Source organism: Amycolatopsis sp. NPDC054798 (assembly GCF_053611505.1).
In genome coordinates this window covers 33,795-46,699 of the sequence record NZ_JBSHAM010000051.1, presented here as the reverse complement: position 1 = coordinate 46,699, position 12,905 = coordinate 33,795, and the positions used below count along the sequence as shown (strand labels likewise).

General features: G+C 68.8%; 13 protein-coding genes. 6 read left to right on the top strand and 7 right to left on the bottom strand.

Translation table 11 applies throughout. From position 1 onward, the window contains the following. Positions 1-124: 124 nt before the first annotated feature. Positions 125-1,897 (bottom strand): aa3-type cytochrome oxidase subunit I, encoded by a 1,773-nt coding sequence (gene ctaD / locus ACWGIC_RS27930; protein WP_451999433.1) that lies wholly within the window; start codon positions 1,895-1,897, stop codon positions 125-127. Positions 1,898-2,033: 136 nt separating this feature from the next. On the opposite strand from ctaD, the gene ACWGIC_RS27925 reads away from it, so the two are divergent. Then, the gene (locus ACWGIC_RS27925; RefSeq protein WP_452078894.1) at positions 2,034-2,864 is read left to right on the top strand and encodes a phosphotransferase enzyme family protein; all 831 of its coding nucleotides are present in this window, start codon (positions 2,034-2,036) and stop codon (positions 2,862-2,864) included. Here the strand turns inward: ACWGIC_RS27925 and ACWGIC_RS27920 are convergent. After that, entirely contained in the window at positions 2,857-3,594 is a 738-nt protein-coding gene (locus ACWGIC_RS27920) for an alpha/beta fold hydrolase (RefSeq protein ID WP_452078893.1), read from the bottom strand. The two genes, ACWGIC_RS27925 and ACWGIC_RS27920, sit on opposite strands and share 8 nt — an antisense overlap. 52 nt (positions 3,595-3,646) lie before the next feature. Between ACWGIC_RS27920 and ACWGIC_RS27915 the strand changes: the two genes are divergently transcribed. Next, positions 3,647-4,171: a GNAT family N-acetyltransferase gene (locus ACWGIC_RS27915; protein ID WP_452078892.1), complete on the top strand. Its 525-nt coding sequence runs from the start codon at positions 3,647-3,649 to the stop codon at positions 4,169-4,171. 354 nt (positions 4,172-4,525) lie between these two features. Here ACWGIC_RS27915 and ACWGIC_RS27910 read toward each other — a convergent pair whose 3' ends face one another. Then, the gene (locus tag ACWGIC_RS27910) at positions 4,526-5,923 is read right to left on the bottom strand and encodes an MFS transporter (RefSeq protein ID WP_452078891.1); all 1,398 of its coding nucleotides are present in this window, start codon (positions 5,921-5,923) and stop codon (positions 4,526-4,528) included. A 65-nt stretch (positions 5,924-5,988) separates the two neighbouring features. Between ACWGIC_RS27910 and ACWGIC_RS27905 the strand changes: the two genes are divergently transcribed. Beyond that, positions 5,989-6,483 carry a CGNR zinc finger domain-containing protein gene (locus ACWGIC_RS27905; RefSeq protein WP_452078890.1) on the top strand — a complete coding sequence of 165 codons (495 nt, stop codon included), beginning with the start codon at positions 5,989-5,991 and terminating at the stop codon, positions 6,481-6,483. 5 nt (positions 6,484-6,488) lie between these two features. Here ACWGIC_RS27905 and ACWGIC_RS27900 read toward each other — a convergent pair whose 3' ends face one another. Further along, positions 6,489-6,794, bottom strand: a complete 306-nt coding sequence (locus ACWGIC_RS27900; protein WP_452078889.1) for a hypothetical protein — start codon at positions 6,792-6,794, stop codon at positions 6,489-6,491. A gap of 649 nt (positions 6,795-7,443) precedes the next feature. Beyond that, positions 7,444-8,568, bottom strand: a complete 1,125-nt coding sequence (locus tag ACWGIC_RS27895) for an alkaline phosphatase family protein (RefSeq protein WP_452078888.1) — start codon at positions 8,566-8,568, stop codon at positions 7,444-7,446. Positions 8,569-8,613: 45 nt separating this feature from the next. Between ACWGIC_RS27895 and ACWGIC_RS27890 the strand changes: the two genes are divergently transcribed. Then, positions 8,614-8,817, top strand: a complete 204-nt coding sequence (locus tag ACWGIC_RS27890) for an FmdB family zinc ribbon protein (RefSeq protein ID WP_078870550.1) — start codon at positions 8,614-8,616, stop codon at positions 8,815-8,817. 118 nt (positions 8,818-8,935) lie between these two features. On the opposite strand, the gene ACWGIC_RS27885 is transcribed toward ACWGIC_RS27890, so the two are convergent. After that, on the bottom strand, positions 8,936-10,048 hold the full coding sequence (locus tag ACWGIC_RS27885; RefSeq protein WP_452078887.1) for a trans-sulfuration enzyme family protein: 1,113 nt from the start codon (positions 10,046-10,048) through the stop codon (positions 8,936-8,938). A gap of 59 nt (positions 10,049-10,107) precedes the next feature. On the opposite strand from ACWGIC_RS27885, the gene ACWGIC_RS27880 reads away from it, so the two are divergent. Together ACWGIC_RS27880 and ACWGIC_RS27875 are read left to right on the top strand one after the other, a co-directional pair. Continuing rightward, positions 10,108-10,623, top strand: a complete 516-nt coding sequence (locus tag ACWGIC_RS27880; RefSeq protein ID WP_452078886.1) for an Lrp/AsnC family transcriptional regulator — start codon at positions 10,108-10,110, stop codon at positions 10,621-10,623. 18 nt (positions 10,624-10,641) lie between these two features. Next, on the top strand, positions 10,642-11,076 hold the full coding sequence (locus tag ACWGIC_RS27875) for an N-acetyltransferase family protein (protein ID WP_452078885.1): 435 nt from the start codon (positions 10,642-10,644) through the stop codon (positions 11,074-11,076). Here ACWGIC_RS27875 and ACWGIC_RS27870 read toward each other — a convergent pair. Next, positions 11,070-12,836 (bottom strand): 3-hydroxyacyl-CoA dehydrogenase family protein, encoded by a 1,767-nt coding sequence (locus ACWGIC_RS27870; RefSeq protein WP_452078884.1) that lies wholly within the window; start codon positions 12,834-12,836, stop codon positions 11,070-11,072. The two genes, ACWGIC_RS27875 and ACWGIC_RS27870, sit on opposite strands and share 7 nt — an antisense overlap. Positions 12,837-12,905 lie beyond the last annotated feature (69 nt).

The window sequence follows — 12,905 nt, the reverse complement described above, 5'->3', positions numbered from 1 at the left end:
ATGCCACATTGGGGCGCTAGCCCCACCCGCGACCCAACCGCAAACCCCCCCCCCCCAACCCCCCCCCCAAACAAGCCCCGCCCCCCCCCCCGGCCCCCCCGCCCCGCAAACCTTCCGAGCGCCGTTACTGCTCGCTCGCGTTGTCCTTGCTGTGGTCGCCCGGCATGGTGGCGTCCACGAGCTTCTGCGACGGGGCCGCGACGTGCTTGGCCTTGCCGAAGAAGCCGATCTCGCCTTCCGCGTGGAGGCGTTCGACCATGTGCGGGTAGTGCAGCTCGAACGCGGGCCGCTCGGAGCGGATCCGGGGCAGCTCGGTGAAGTTGTGCCGCGGCGGCGGGCAGGACGTCGCCCATTCGAGCGAGTTGCCGTAGCCCCACGGGTCGTCGACCGTGACGATCTCGCCGTACCGGTAGCTCTTGAACACGTTCCAGATGAACGGCAGCGTGGACGCCCCGAGGATGTACGCGCCGATCGTGGAGATCGTGTTCAGCGTGGTGAACCCGTCGCTGGCGAGGTAGTCCGCGTAACGCCGCGGCATGCCCTCGGCTCCCAGCCAGTGCTGCACCAGGAACGTGGTGTGGAAGCCGATGAACGTGGTCCAGAAGTGCCACTTCCCGAGCTTCTCGTCCATCATCCGGCCGGTGATCTTCGGGAACCAGAAGTAGATCCCGGCGAAGGTCGCGAACACGATCGTGCCGTAGAGGACGTAGTGGAAGTGCGCCACCACGAAGTAGCTGTCCGACACGTGGAAGTCGATCGCCGGAGCGGCCAGCATGATGCCGGTCAGACCGCCGAAGAGGAACGTGACGATGAAGCCCATCGAGAAGATCATCGGCGTCTCGAAGGACAGCTGGCCCTTCCACATCGTGCCGATCCAGTTGAAGAACTTCACGCCGGTCGGGACCGCGATGAGGAACGTCATGAAGGAGAAGAACGGCAGCAGGACCGCACCGGTCGCGTACATGTGGTGCGCCCACACCGCCACCGACAGCGCCGCGATCGACAGCGTCGCGAAGACCAGGCCCTTGTAGCCGAACACCGGCTTGCGGCTGAAGACCGGGAAGATCTCCGACACGATCCCGAAGAACGGCAGCGCGACGATGTAGACCTCTGGATGGCCGAAGAACCAGAACAGGTGCTGCCACAGGATCACCCCGCCGTTGGCCGGGTCGAACACGTGGGCTCCGAGGTGCCGGTCCGCCATCAGGCCGAACAGGGCCGCGGTGAGGATCGGGAACGCGAGCAGGATCAGGATGCTCGTGATCAGGATGTTCCAGGTGAAGATCGGCATCCGGTACATCGTCATGCCGGGCGCGCGCAGGCAGACCACCGTGGTGATCATGTTGACCGCGCCGAGGATCGTTCCCAGACCGGACACCGCCAGGCCGGCGATCCACAGGTCGGCTCCGACGCCGGGCGAGTGGATGGCGTCCGACAGCGGCGTGTAGGCGAACCAGCCGAAGTCGGCGGCGCCGCCGGGCGTCAGGAAGCCGGACAGCACGATCAGGCTGCCGAACAGGAACAGCCAGTAGGAGAACGCGTTCAGCCGCGGGAACGCCACGTCGGGCGAGCCGATCTGCAGCGGCAGGATGAAGTTCGCGAACCCGAACAGGCTCGGCGTCGCGTACAGCAGCAGCATCACCGTGCCGTGCATGGTGAACAGCTGGTTGTACTGCTCCTGCGACAGGAACTGCTGCCCTGGCTGGGCGAGCTCCGTCCGGATGAGCATGGCCATCGCGCCGCCGATCATGAAGAAGGCGAACGACGAGACCAGATACATGATCCCGATCTGCTTGTGGTCCGTCGTGCGGAACAACCGCAGCAGGTACGAACCCTTTGCCGTCTCGCGCGCGGGATACGGGCGCGTTGCGATCGGCTTGGGGGCTACGGCCGTCACTCCTGCCTCCAACACTGCAACCTTGTGGTGGTCAACTTCGGGGCGCTCGGGCTCAGGGCGGGCCTGATCCGGGCGGTTAAGGGGATCGTAGCCCTCGGTACCGACAGTCGCGCGCACCGGCTGGTTAGATCACCGCGTGACCGACCTGTACCGCGCCGCGGCGGTCTCCGCCGCGCTCGCCGCCGGCCGCCGGTTCGGCCTTCCGGCGGACTCCGCCGAGGTGCTGCACGAGCGCTCGAACGTGCTGGTGAGGATGGGTCCGGTCGTGGCGAGGGTCCCGGCCACCACCCGGCTGCTGCGGCCGGACGCGACCGCGTGGCTCGAACGGGATGTCGCCCTTTCGGCCTACCTCACCGAACGTGGTGTGCGCGTCGTCTCACCGGCCGCCGATCCCCCGGCCGGACCGCATTTCGCCGAGGGCCTGCCGGTCACGCTCTGGCACTGGACCCCGCACGATCCGGACCATCGGCACGGGCCGGACGAGACCGCCGGATCGCTCGCCCGGCTCCACGACGCGTTGCGCGGCTATCCGGGCGAACTGCCCTCCCGCGGCCCGGTCGGCGAACTGCTGGACGTCGTCGCCCGCAGCAGTTCGCTGCTGGACGGTTTCGCCGACCGGATCCGCGCGGAAACCGAACGGCTCGCGGAGCTGCTGCCATCTAGCCCGGTCCAGGCCCTGCACGGCGACGCGCACCCCGGGAACCTCATCGAGACCGCCGACGGCCCGTGCTGGCTCGATTTCGAGGACACCTGGCGCGGACCACTCGAATGGGACCTGGCGATCCTCGCGCAACAAGGCGGCCCTGAGTTTCTCGCCGCGTACCCGGGCGAAGCGGACGAAGCCGTCCTCGCGACGTGTACGCAGCTTCGCGCGCTCTTCGCGGTGACGTGGCGGTTCCTGATCGCACAGCGTTTCCCGCACCGGCTGAACGAAGCGCGCGCCGCGGCGGCCGAGTACTTCAGCTGACCCAGCCGAGGATCGCTTCGACCACGCCCGCCGGGTCCTCCAGCGGCGTCAGATGCCCGACGTCCGGGAGGACGGCGAGGGTCGCCTCGGGCAGCGCTTCGACCATGGTGTTGGCAGCGTCGAGCGGCGTGATCGCGTCGCGCTCCCCCACGATGACGAGTGCCGGGACGTCGGTTTCGCGCAGCAGCTCAACAGAATCGGGACGGTTGCGCATCGCCCGCGCGGCCCAGGCGACCCCGGACGGCGGCTGAGCGTCGATCAATTCGCGTACGCGCGCGCGAACGTCGGCGGACGCAGTGTCGGCGAGGAGGTTCGGCAGGTTCCCGTCGGCCAGCCAGTCCTTGATGCCCTCAGCCTCCGCACGGTTCGCGACGTCGAGCCTGGTCTGCGCGGCTTCGGGGGTGTCCGCGGTGGCTTTGGTGTCGATGAGGACCAGCCCGCCGACGCGCTCGGGTGCCTGCCGCAGGACGGCCATCGCGAGGTACCCGCCCATCGAACAGCCGCCGAGAATCACCTGATCGAGTTCGAGCTTGTCGAGGAGCGCGACGACGTCCCTGGCGGCGTCGGCCAGGTCCGGCTCGGCTTCGGATTCCGGCAGCGGGCTCCGGCCGAGGCCGCGCTGGTCAGGCGTGATGACCCGGAAGCGTTCCGCGAGCGGCGCGCGGACCGGGTCCCACATGCGGGCGTCGAGCGGGAAGGCGTGCAGGAGCACCAACGGCAGTTCGGTCATGGCGGAGATTGTCGCCGTTTTTCGCGGGCGATTTTTGTCGGACCCCGTCGTTATGGTCGGGGGCGTGACAGAGATCGTGACGGAAAGGCTGGTGCTGCGGCGTTTCGTGGAGACCGACCGGCAGGCAGTGGTGGAGATCCAGAACGACCCGGAGACGAACCGGTACAACCCGCGTCCGCCGGACACCGCGACCACGCTGGTGATGTTCGACAGCTGGCTCGAGCACTGGGCGGAGTTCGGCTACGGGTATCTGGCGGTCCGGGAGCGGGGCAGGCCGGAATCCGCCGACGGAGCGGACGTGATCGGCATGACCGGGGTGCGGAACCGGGAGTTCCGGGGCGAGAAGGTGCTGAACCTCGCGTACCGCTTCCGGCCGTCGGCGTGGGGGAAGGGCTACGCGGTGGAGGCGGCGCGGGCTTCGGTGGAGTGGGCGGAGCGGGAGATCCCGGCGATTCCGGTGCTGATCAGCGTGGCTGTGTCGAACACGCCGTCGTTGCGGGTGGTGGAGAAGCTGGGGTTCAGCGAGTACGTGGAGGAGGAGTACGACGGGGCGGTTTCTCGGCATTTCCGGCGGTGACGGCTGGGGTGGGGACAAGGAGGGAGGGGTTGGTCGGATTGAGGGGACGGAGGGGCTGGGGTAGGACGACTGGTCGCGTTGAGGAGGCGGTGTACCGAGCCACGGAGGCTGGCCGGGGGCACTAGTTGACGTCGGGTGAGTCCGGTGGTGAGGACCGGGGTGCGGAGACAGCGCACGGCGTCTGGTTTGTCGGCTGCCCAGGTTGATGCGACGGAGGGCCCGAACACGGCGAGCGATCTCGCGCTACTGGGCAGGCAGCTGGAGCGCGGCCCCCTCCCGCCGCGCTGTGGAGAGGTCGCCTTGACGTGGCCATTGTGGACAGACAGGCGAGGCACGCGCCGGAAGTCCTGCGGGTCACCCCCGGTTGACGCGAGTGGTGTTGTCGCGCAACAACCAGCCGCCGACGAGGCCGCTTCCGACCGCGACCACGCCGCACAGCAGCAGCACCAGCAACACCCCCTGGGTAGCACCAGCACTCCCCTCACCGCGGGTCGCGTAGACCGCGCCGGTCACCGCGATTCCGAGCGCCAACCCCAGCTGCCGGGAACTGTTCGCGGCGGCACCCGCCGTACCGCCATATTCCGCAGGCACCGAAGCGATGGCGACCGCCGGGAAGACCGGGGACACAATGCCTGCGCCGATTCCGGTCAGGACCAGAGCAGGTAGCAGCGCCGTCCAGGTCGGGCTGAGCAGCACCGCGACTGCGGTCAGGCAGCCGAGGCCGATCAGCACCGTCGCGCCGCCCAGTACCCGGCTCGGCGATCCGTCGTGCAAGCGTCCGCTGATCAGCGCCGACACCACCACGAACACCACCACCTGCAGCGCCAGCACCGCCGACGTCGCCGCCGAGCTGAGCCCGGTCGTCTGCTGCAACCACAGCGAAATCACTGGCAGCGCGCCAAACCCGGCGAAGTAATAGCTGAACGCGACGAGCAGAACGCCGAGGAACCGGCGCGTCGCGAACAAACCGGTCGGGACCATTGGCGCGCTGCTGCGACGCTCCGCGACCACAAACGCCGCGATGGCAACCACTGTGACCAGGTATCCGGCGATCGCACCGGCGGAAGACCAACCGCGATCGCCGCCGGTGATGACGGAGTAGGCGAGGCCGGTCGCGGCTAGCGAAAAGGTGACGATGCCCGGGTAGTCGACCCGGCGGTCGCGCAACCGCGGGCTTTCCTTCAACGACGTCACCGCCATGACGATCGCGACCGCGCAAATGGGCAGGGAGACAAAGAAAATCCAGCGCCAGCCGAGCAACTGCGCCAGCACGCCGCCGGAGAAGGTGCCTACCGCGCTCGCGACCCCGGCCACCGTTCCCCAGACCGCGAACGCCCGGGCCCGGTCGCGGCCTTCGTAGGTCAGTCCGACCAGCGGCAGGATCGTCGCGAACATCGCCGCACCCGCGACGCCCTGCACCAGCCGCGCGGCGATCAGCTCACCGGGCGTTCCGGCCAGGCCGCAGACGAGCGTCGCGAGGGAGAACACGACCAGCCCGGCGAGGTAGACCCGTTTGCGGCCGAGCAGGTCGCTCAGCGAACCGAAGCCGAGCAGCAGTCCGGCGAGCGCGACGGTGAAGACGTCCACGATCCATTGCAGCTGCCCGTATCCCGCGCCGAGTTCAGCGCCGATCGCGGGCAGCGCGACGGTGACGATGCTGGTGTAGACGAGCAGCAAGAAAGTGCCGACACAGGCTGCGACGAGGGGAATCCAGGACGGCGCGGCGACCGCGCGACTCGGCGAGAGGGACATGCGCAAAAGCGTGCTGTAATAGTCTTATGCCGCATAACTCTTACCATCGGAGTTTCCTCAAGTTTGTGACCGGCCTCACCAACGACCGTCCCGCCGGTCTGGCCGCGGTGCTGCAGCGCTGGGACGAGACGGAGATGGGCCCGGTCCCGCCGTCGGCCGACAAGGACTTCCCCGAGGTATGCGAGTTTCTGGACCGCTGGGTCGAGGTCGTCGACACGACGGAGGAAGCGGAACGCGTCCGGCTGCTGAACGCCCTGCTGGCCGAAGCCGCCGCCTATCCGCGAATCACCGCGCACGACGGCTACAGCTGGCACCTGCACTACCGAGATGACGGGATCCGGCTGCCCGCGATGCTGCGCGCGGTCACGTCAGTCGCGGCGGCGCAATATCTGACCTCGACCAGCCTGCGACGTCTGAGCCGCTGCGCCGCGCCGGAATGCCGCCGCGCGTTCGTCGACTTCACTCGTAGCGGGACGCAGCGCTACTGCACGCACGCCTGCGTCAACCGCGACGCGGTCCGGCGGCACCGCGCTCGGCGCAAGGAAGCCCTTTCGCAGTAACGATTTCACCAGCGCCGGTTCGGCCGCCGCCGGGCCCGGGCCTCCCAGCACGGCCGGTGCCAATGCCGGCGGTCCGCGACGCCGCCGGTCTCGTCCGCGGGCCAGACGACGAGATGCGGGACGCCTGGGCGGATCTCGTGGTCGCACCCGGGACAGCGGTAGGTCTTGGCGGCCTGCGCGCCGGGCACAGTGCGCACCAGCCAGTCTCCGTCGGGACCGGACTCGCTGCGGGCCCAGCCGCTGACGGCGCCGGCGTCCGGTCGCTCGGCGGGACCGGGACGGCCTCGGCCGGGTCGATTGCGTCTGGGCACGCAGCCACGGTAACTGGGCGTCGGCGGGGCGGCGCAGCCACGCACCCGAACTTCGGCTCGGGCCGGAAATCGACTGGGTTGGCGGACTGCGAGCAGCTGGGTTTGGTGCACCCATGGGGTTTCTCGGCAGAGGTTGTGGCGGGTGAGGTGGCTGGGGGCGAGTGCCGGATGCCGACCAGCGCGGGGTGAGCGGGGTTGCGGTGGGGTCGGGAGCAGCGCTGCGGGGCGCATCAGGTCGGCGGTGAGGTGCGCGTGAGCAGTGGTTGGCTCAGGAATCTGGTGCTGCCGCCGGTTTCAGCGGTGCGCTGGTCGCGGCTGAGCAGCGGTCGGCCCAGGACCCGGGTGCCTTTGCCGGTTTCAGCGGCACGGTGATCGCAGACGAGCAGCAGTCGGCTCCCTAACCGGGTGTGCCGCCGGTTTCAGCAACACGCTGGTCACGGCTGAACAGCGGTCGACCCACAAAACCGGGCCTCACCGCCGGTTTAGCGGCGCGATGCTCGCAGCCGAGCCGTGGTCGGCCCATGAACGGCCGTCACCACCAGCTCAGCAGCGCACTCCTCGCCGCCAAACTGCGATCGCCCCACAAGCCGGACCTCACTAATTCAGCAACGCAAAGCAGATACCGCCGCCGAACTGCCCCGAACCCGGATCAACCCCGAGCGATCGCCAGCGGAACCAACTGCTCCGCAGCCGTCAACGAGCCATGCTGGCCCACCAGGTTCGACTCCACCGCCTCGGCCAGTTCGCGCACCATGCCGAACGTTCCCGTCGCCGCGGCCACGACGTCACCGATTCGCGGGCGTACCCGGTCGCTCACCGCGGCACCGAACCAGCCTGCCGCGATGGCCTCTTCGCGCGGCAGAACCCACGCCCGCGAGCCCAGCACCTCGCGCCACGCGGCCACCACCTCCGCCGTCGCACCAGGTTCCGTATAGACATGCCGCGCACGGACTTCCCCGCCGAAAGCACGGACGCCCGCAAGGAGTTCCGGCGCGTCCTCCAGGTTCAGTTTCTCCTCGACGGTCACCATTCCGTGGTCCGCCACCACCGCCAGCACCGCACCGGCGGGCAATCCATCCACAATGGACTCAACCAGCCGGTCGACGTGGCGCAGTTGCATCCGCCAGGCGGTCGAACCCGGGCCGTAGAGATGGCCGAGCTGGTCCAATTCACTGTGGTAGGCATAGCAAAACGCCCGCGAGGAGAGTACGTCCAAGGTCCGCGCGGCCAGGTCGCCCAGCGCGTGCACGCCGGCGTACCGGGCACCGCTTTGGGTCGCTTGGGTCAAGGCTGTGTTGGCGAAATGCGCTGAGGACACCACTGCGGCCTCGATCCCAGCGGCGGCGGCGCGTTCGAAGGTCGTCGGCAGGGGTTGCACCTCGCGTGGGGGCAGGGTGCCTCGCAGGTCGCTGCCGTCCTCGTGGGAGCGCCAGCGCAGGGCGTTCATGACGCCCGCCCCCGGCATTTCGAAGGTGTAGCCGACCATGCCGTGCTCGCCGGAGGCCAGGCCGGTGCCGATCGCGGCGACACCGGCCGCGGTGGTCGACGGGAAGCCGACTCGCAGGGGGCTGGCGGCCAGTTCGGTGAGGACGGGGGCGTCGGCCGCGTGCTGGGCGAGCAGTTCCCAGCCAAGGCCATCAATAAGGAGCACGCAGGCGCTGCGGGCTTCGGGCAGTGCCAGTCCGCCGTCCTCGCCGGGCACGCCCAGCGCGCCGAGCAGGGCGGGAACGACCTGGCCTAGGTGCGGAACATCCGCGTACTGGGGCACATCCACCCGGACAGCTTCCCACCAACGCGGCCCGCCAGCGATAATCAAGGCATGCCCACCTACGCCTACCGCTGCCGCGACTGCACCGAGACGTTCGAACTCCAGCGCCCGATGGCCGAGTCCAGCGCGCCCGCCCCGTGCCCGGAGGGGCACACGGACACGGTCAAGCTGCTCACGACGGTCGCGCTCACCGGCTCGGCGTCCGCGCCCGCCCCGGCTGGCGGAGGGTGTTGCGGAGGCGGGTGCTGCAGCTGATCAGTCAGCTCACGCGACCGGCGAAGGACTTGTGCGGACGCGGCTGATCCAGGCCGAGTCCCCGGCCCGGACCAGCCCGCAGCACATCCACCGTCCGAACCGACGGCGGATGTGCTGATCAGCAGGCCTTCAAAGCCTGATCCAGATCGAGCCACAGGTCCTCGACGTCCTCCAGCCCGGCCGAGAGCCGCAGCAAACCGTGCGTGATGCCCGAGCCGGTGCGGTCGTCCTCGGCGACGATGCGGTGCGTCAGCGACGCCGGGTGCTGGATCAGCGTGTCGACGCTGCCCAGGCTCACCGCGGGCGTGATCAGCCGGACCGCGCCGACCACCGCGTGCGGATCGCCGGTTACCTCGAAAGCCACCAGGGGGCCGCCCAGTTTCGGGTAGTGCACAGTCCGGACCGACGGGTGCGAAGCGAGCCGTTCGGCCAAGACGGCCGCAGTCTCCGAAGCAGCCTTAACCCGCAGTGGGAGCGTGGAGAGGCCGCGCAGCAACAGGTATCCGGCGAGCGGGTGCAGCACGCCGCCGGTAGCGAAGCGCAGGGAGCGCAGGCGTGCGGCTTCCTCGGCGTCGCAGGCCACGATGCCGCCCATGACGTCACCGTGGCCGCCGAGGAACTTTGTCGCGCTGTGCAGCACCATCCGGGCGCCGAGGCGGCCGGGGCGTTGCAGCACGGGCGTCGCGAAGGTGTTGTCGACCAGTACCGGGACGTCGCCGCACGCGGCGGTCAGGGTGGCGATGTCCAGTTCGCTCAGCGTCGGGTTCGCCGGCGTTTCGACGAAAACCAGGCCGGTGTCGGGCCGCAGGGCGTCGGCGACGTTCTCGGGAGCGGTCCAGGTGACCTCGGTGCCCAGCAGACCGGTGGTCAGCAGGTGGTCGGTGCAGCCGTACAGCGGCCGGACGCCGACGATGTGGCGTTTGCCTTGCGACACCGCGGAAAGCAGGCAGGCCGAAACCGCCGCCATGCCGCTCGCGAAAGCCACGGCGTGGTCGAAGCCTTCGAGTTCCGCCAGCGCCTGCTCGAACCGTTCGACGGTCGGATTGCCGATCCGGCCGTAAATGCCGGTGACGTTCCCGCCCGCGGCGAACTCGTCGATCCGGCGCGCCTCCTCCGCGCTGTCGCGCGCGGGGTAGGTCGTGGAGAAGTCGAGCGGGGCGGCGTGCAGGCCGAGGTCGGCGAGATCGTCGCGACCGGCGTGGACGGCTCGGGTGCGCAAGGCGGAAGTCATGGCAGTCACGTTCGGACAAGCAACGGTGCCAAAGCAACATCCTCGGTTAAAATTCAGCAATGAACGACCAAGTCGAACTGAGTCCGGTTGATCTTGAGATTCTGCGGGTGCTGCAGAACGATGCCCGGACGTCGAACAAGGAGCTGGCGGCCGCGGTCGGGCTCGCGCCGTCCACCTGCCTGGACCGGGTGGCCCGGCTCCGGGAAACCGGGGTGATCACCGGCCAGCACGCCAAGGTCGACGCGGCGAAGGTGGGCCGTCCGCTGGAGGCGTTCCTGTTCGTGCAGGTCCGGCCGCATCGCCGGCCGCTGGTCGAGCAGTTCGTGGAGCATCTGCTGGCGCTGCCGGAGATCCGCGCGGTGTACCACCTGACCGGGCCGGACGATTTCCTCGCGCACGTCGCCACCACGTCGGCCGCCGAACTGCAACGGCTGGTGCTGGACGAACTCACCTCCCGGGACGAGGTCGCCCGCGTGCACACCAACCTCGTGTTCCAGCAGTGGCAAGGCGGGCCGCTGCTGCCGCCGGACGGCGAACCCGCCCAGGAAGCGCGCATCCGGCGGCGCAGCCGGTGATCAGCGCAAGATAGACCGGTGGAGATCAGCTTCCTGACCGAATCCGACCGTGCCGACTGGGAAACCCTCGCCCGCGGCAAAGACGCCTACTTCGACGTCGAGCGCGCCGACGACAGCTACGACCGGACCTGGCGCCGCCTGCTCGACGACGACCGCATCCGCGGGGTCGCCGTCCGATTGGACGGCACGATGGTCGGCATCGCGCATTACCTGTTCCACGCCAGCATCTGGTACTCCGGGAAGTGCTACCTCGCCGATCTGTTCGTGTCCGAGAACGTCCGGCGAAAGGGCGTCGCGACCGCGCTGATCGAGTGGATCGCCCGCGACGGCGAGGAAAACGGCTTCCCGTCGCTGTACTGGAACACCCTGGAGGACGCCCCGGCCCGCGCGCTTTACGACCGGCTGGGCAAGTACCACGACGGCTTCATTCTCTACACCTACAAGCGTCAGTAGTCCTTGAAGCCCTTCCCTGTCTTGCGACCCAAGCGCCCGGCCGTCACCAGGTGCTCCAGCAACGGTGCCGGCGCGAAGCCTTCTTCGCGGAACTCGTTGAACAGCGTCCGCTCGATCGCCAGCGACACGTCCAGCCCGACCACGTCCAGCAGTTCGAACGGCCCCATCGGCAACCCGCAGCCGACCTTCATCGCGGTGTCGATGTCGTCCGCCGACGCGTAATGCGCCTCCAGCATCTTCACCGCGTCGTTGAGATACGGGAACAGCAACGCGTTCACGATGAATCCGGCCCGATCGCCGCAGTGCACCGGGTGTTTGCCGACGGCCGCGCACACTGCCGTCGCGGTCGCGGTGACCTCCGGAGCGGTCGCGATCGTCGACACGACTTCCACCAGTTTCATCACCGGTGCCGGGTTGAAGAAGTGCAGCCCGACCACGTCGCCAGGACGCGAAGTCGCCGCCGCGCATTCGATCACCGGCAGCGAGGACGTCGTGGTCGCGAGCACCGCGCCCGGCCGGACGACCTCGTCCAGCGCCGAAAACACCGCCTGCTTAACGGAAAGCTCCTCAGCCACCGCCTCGACCACCAGGTCGACGTCCGCCAGTTCCTCGAACTCCGTCACCGGCCGGATCCGGCCCAGCGCGGCCGCAGCGTCCTCTTCGGACAGTTTGCCTTTCACCACGGCCTTGTCGAGCGACTTCTTCACCTTCGCCACCGACGCTTCGGCCTTCTCCATGCTGCGCGCCCGCAGCACGACGTCGAACCCGCGCTTGGCGAACACTTCCGCGATGCCGGTGGCCATGGTCCCGGTGCCGATCACGCCGACGGAACGCACCTCTCGAGCCATCGATGTGTCCACAGTGGAGGAAGCGACGGAATCCACCACCACTGGCGAATCCGGCGCGTCGTAGGCGTAGAAACCGTGTCCGCTCTTGCGTCCCAGCTGACCCGCGGTGATCATCTGCTTCAGCAGCGGCGCGGGCGCGTGCAGCCGATTCCGGGATTGGTGGTACATCGTGTCGAGGATTTCGTACGCGGTGTCCAGCCCGATCAGGTCGAGCAGCGCGAGCGGACCCATCGGGTAGCCGCAGCCGAAGCGCATCGCCGCGTCAAGATCTTCGCGGGTGGCATAGCGCTGCTCGTACATCCGCACCGCGTGGTTGAGATAGCCGAACAGCAGCGCGTTCGCGATGAAGCCCGCCCGGTCGCCCATCACCACCGGCGATTTGCCCAGCCGCTGCGCGAATTCCACCACGTCGGACACCACGTCCGGCTCGGTGACCACCGTGCGCACGACCTCGACGAGCTTCAGCACCGGTGCCGGGTTGAAAAAGTGCATCCCGACGACCTTGCCCGGCCGCGCGGTGTGCACGCCGATCTCGGTGATCGACAGCGACGACGTGTTGGACGCGAACACCACGTCCGGCCGAGTCACCTTGTCCAGCTGGGAGAACACCTCGGCCTTCGCCGTCAGATTCTCCGGGATAGCCTCGATCACCAAGTCCACTTCGGACAGATCGGCGAGCGAGGTGGTGCAGCGGACCCGGCCCAGCAACGCCTCCCGGCCCGCCTCGTCGAGCTTCCCGCCCGCGAGCGCCCGTTCGGTCGAATGCCGCAGGTGGCCGAGGCCGCGTTCGACCGCGGCGTCGTCCAGTTCCACCGCGACCACGTCGAGCCCGCTGCGAGCGAGCACCTCGGCGATGCCCGCGCCCATCGTGCCAAGACCGACCACACCGACCGTCGAGATTTCCCGTGCCACAGGGCCTCCAGAGGTTACCCGCTGGTAATTGCCGCTCACTGTGCCACGCGGGCCCCTCGAAAGCACATC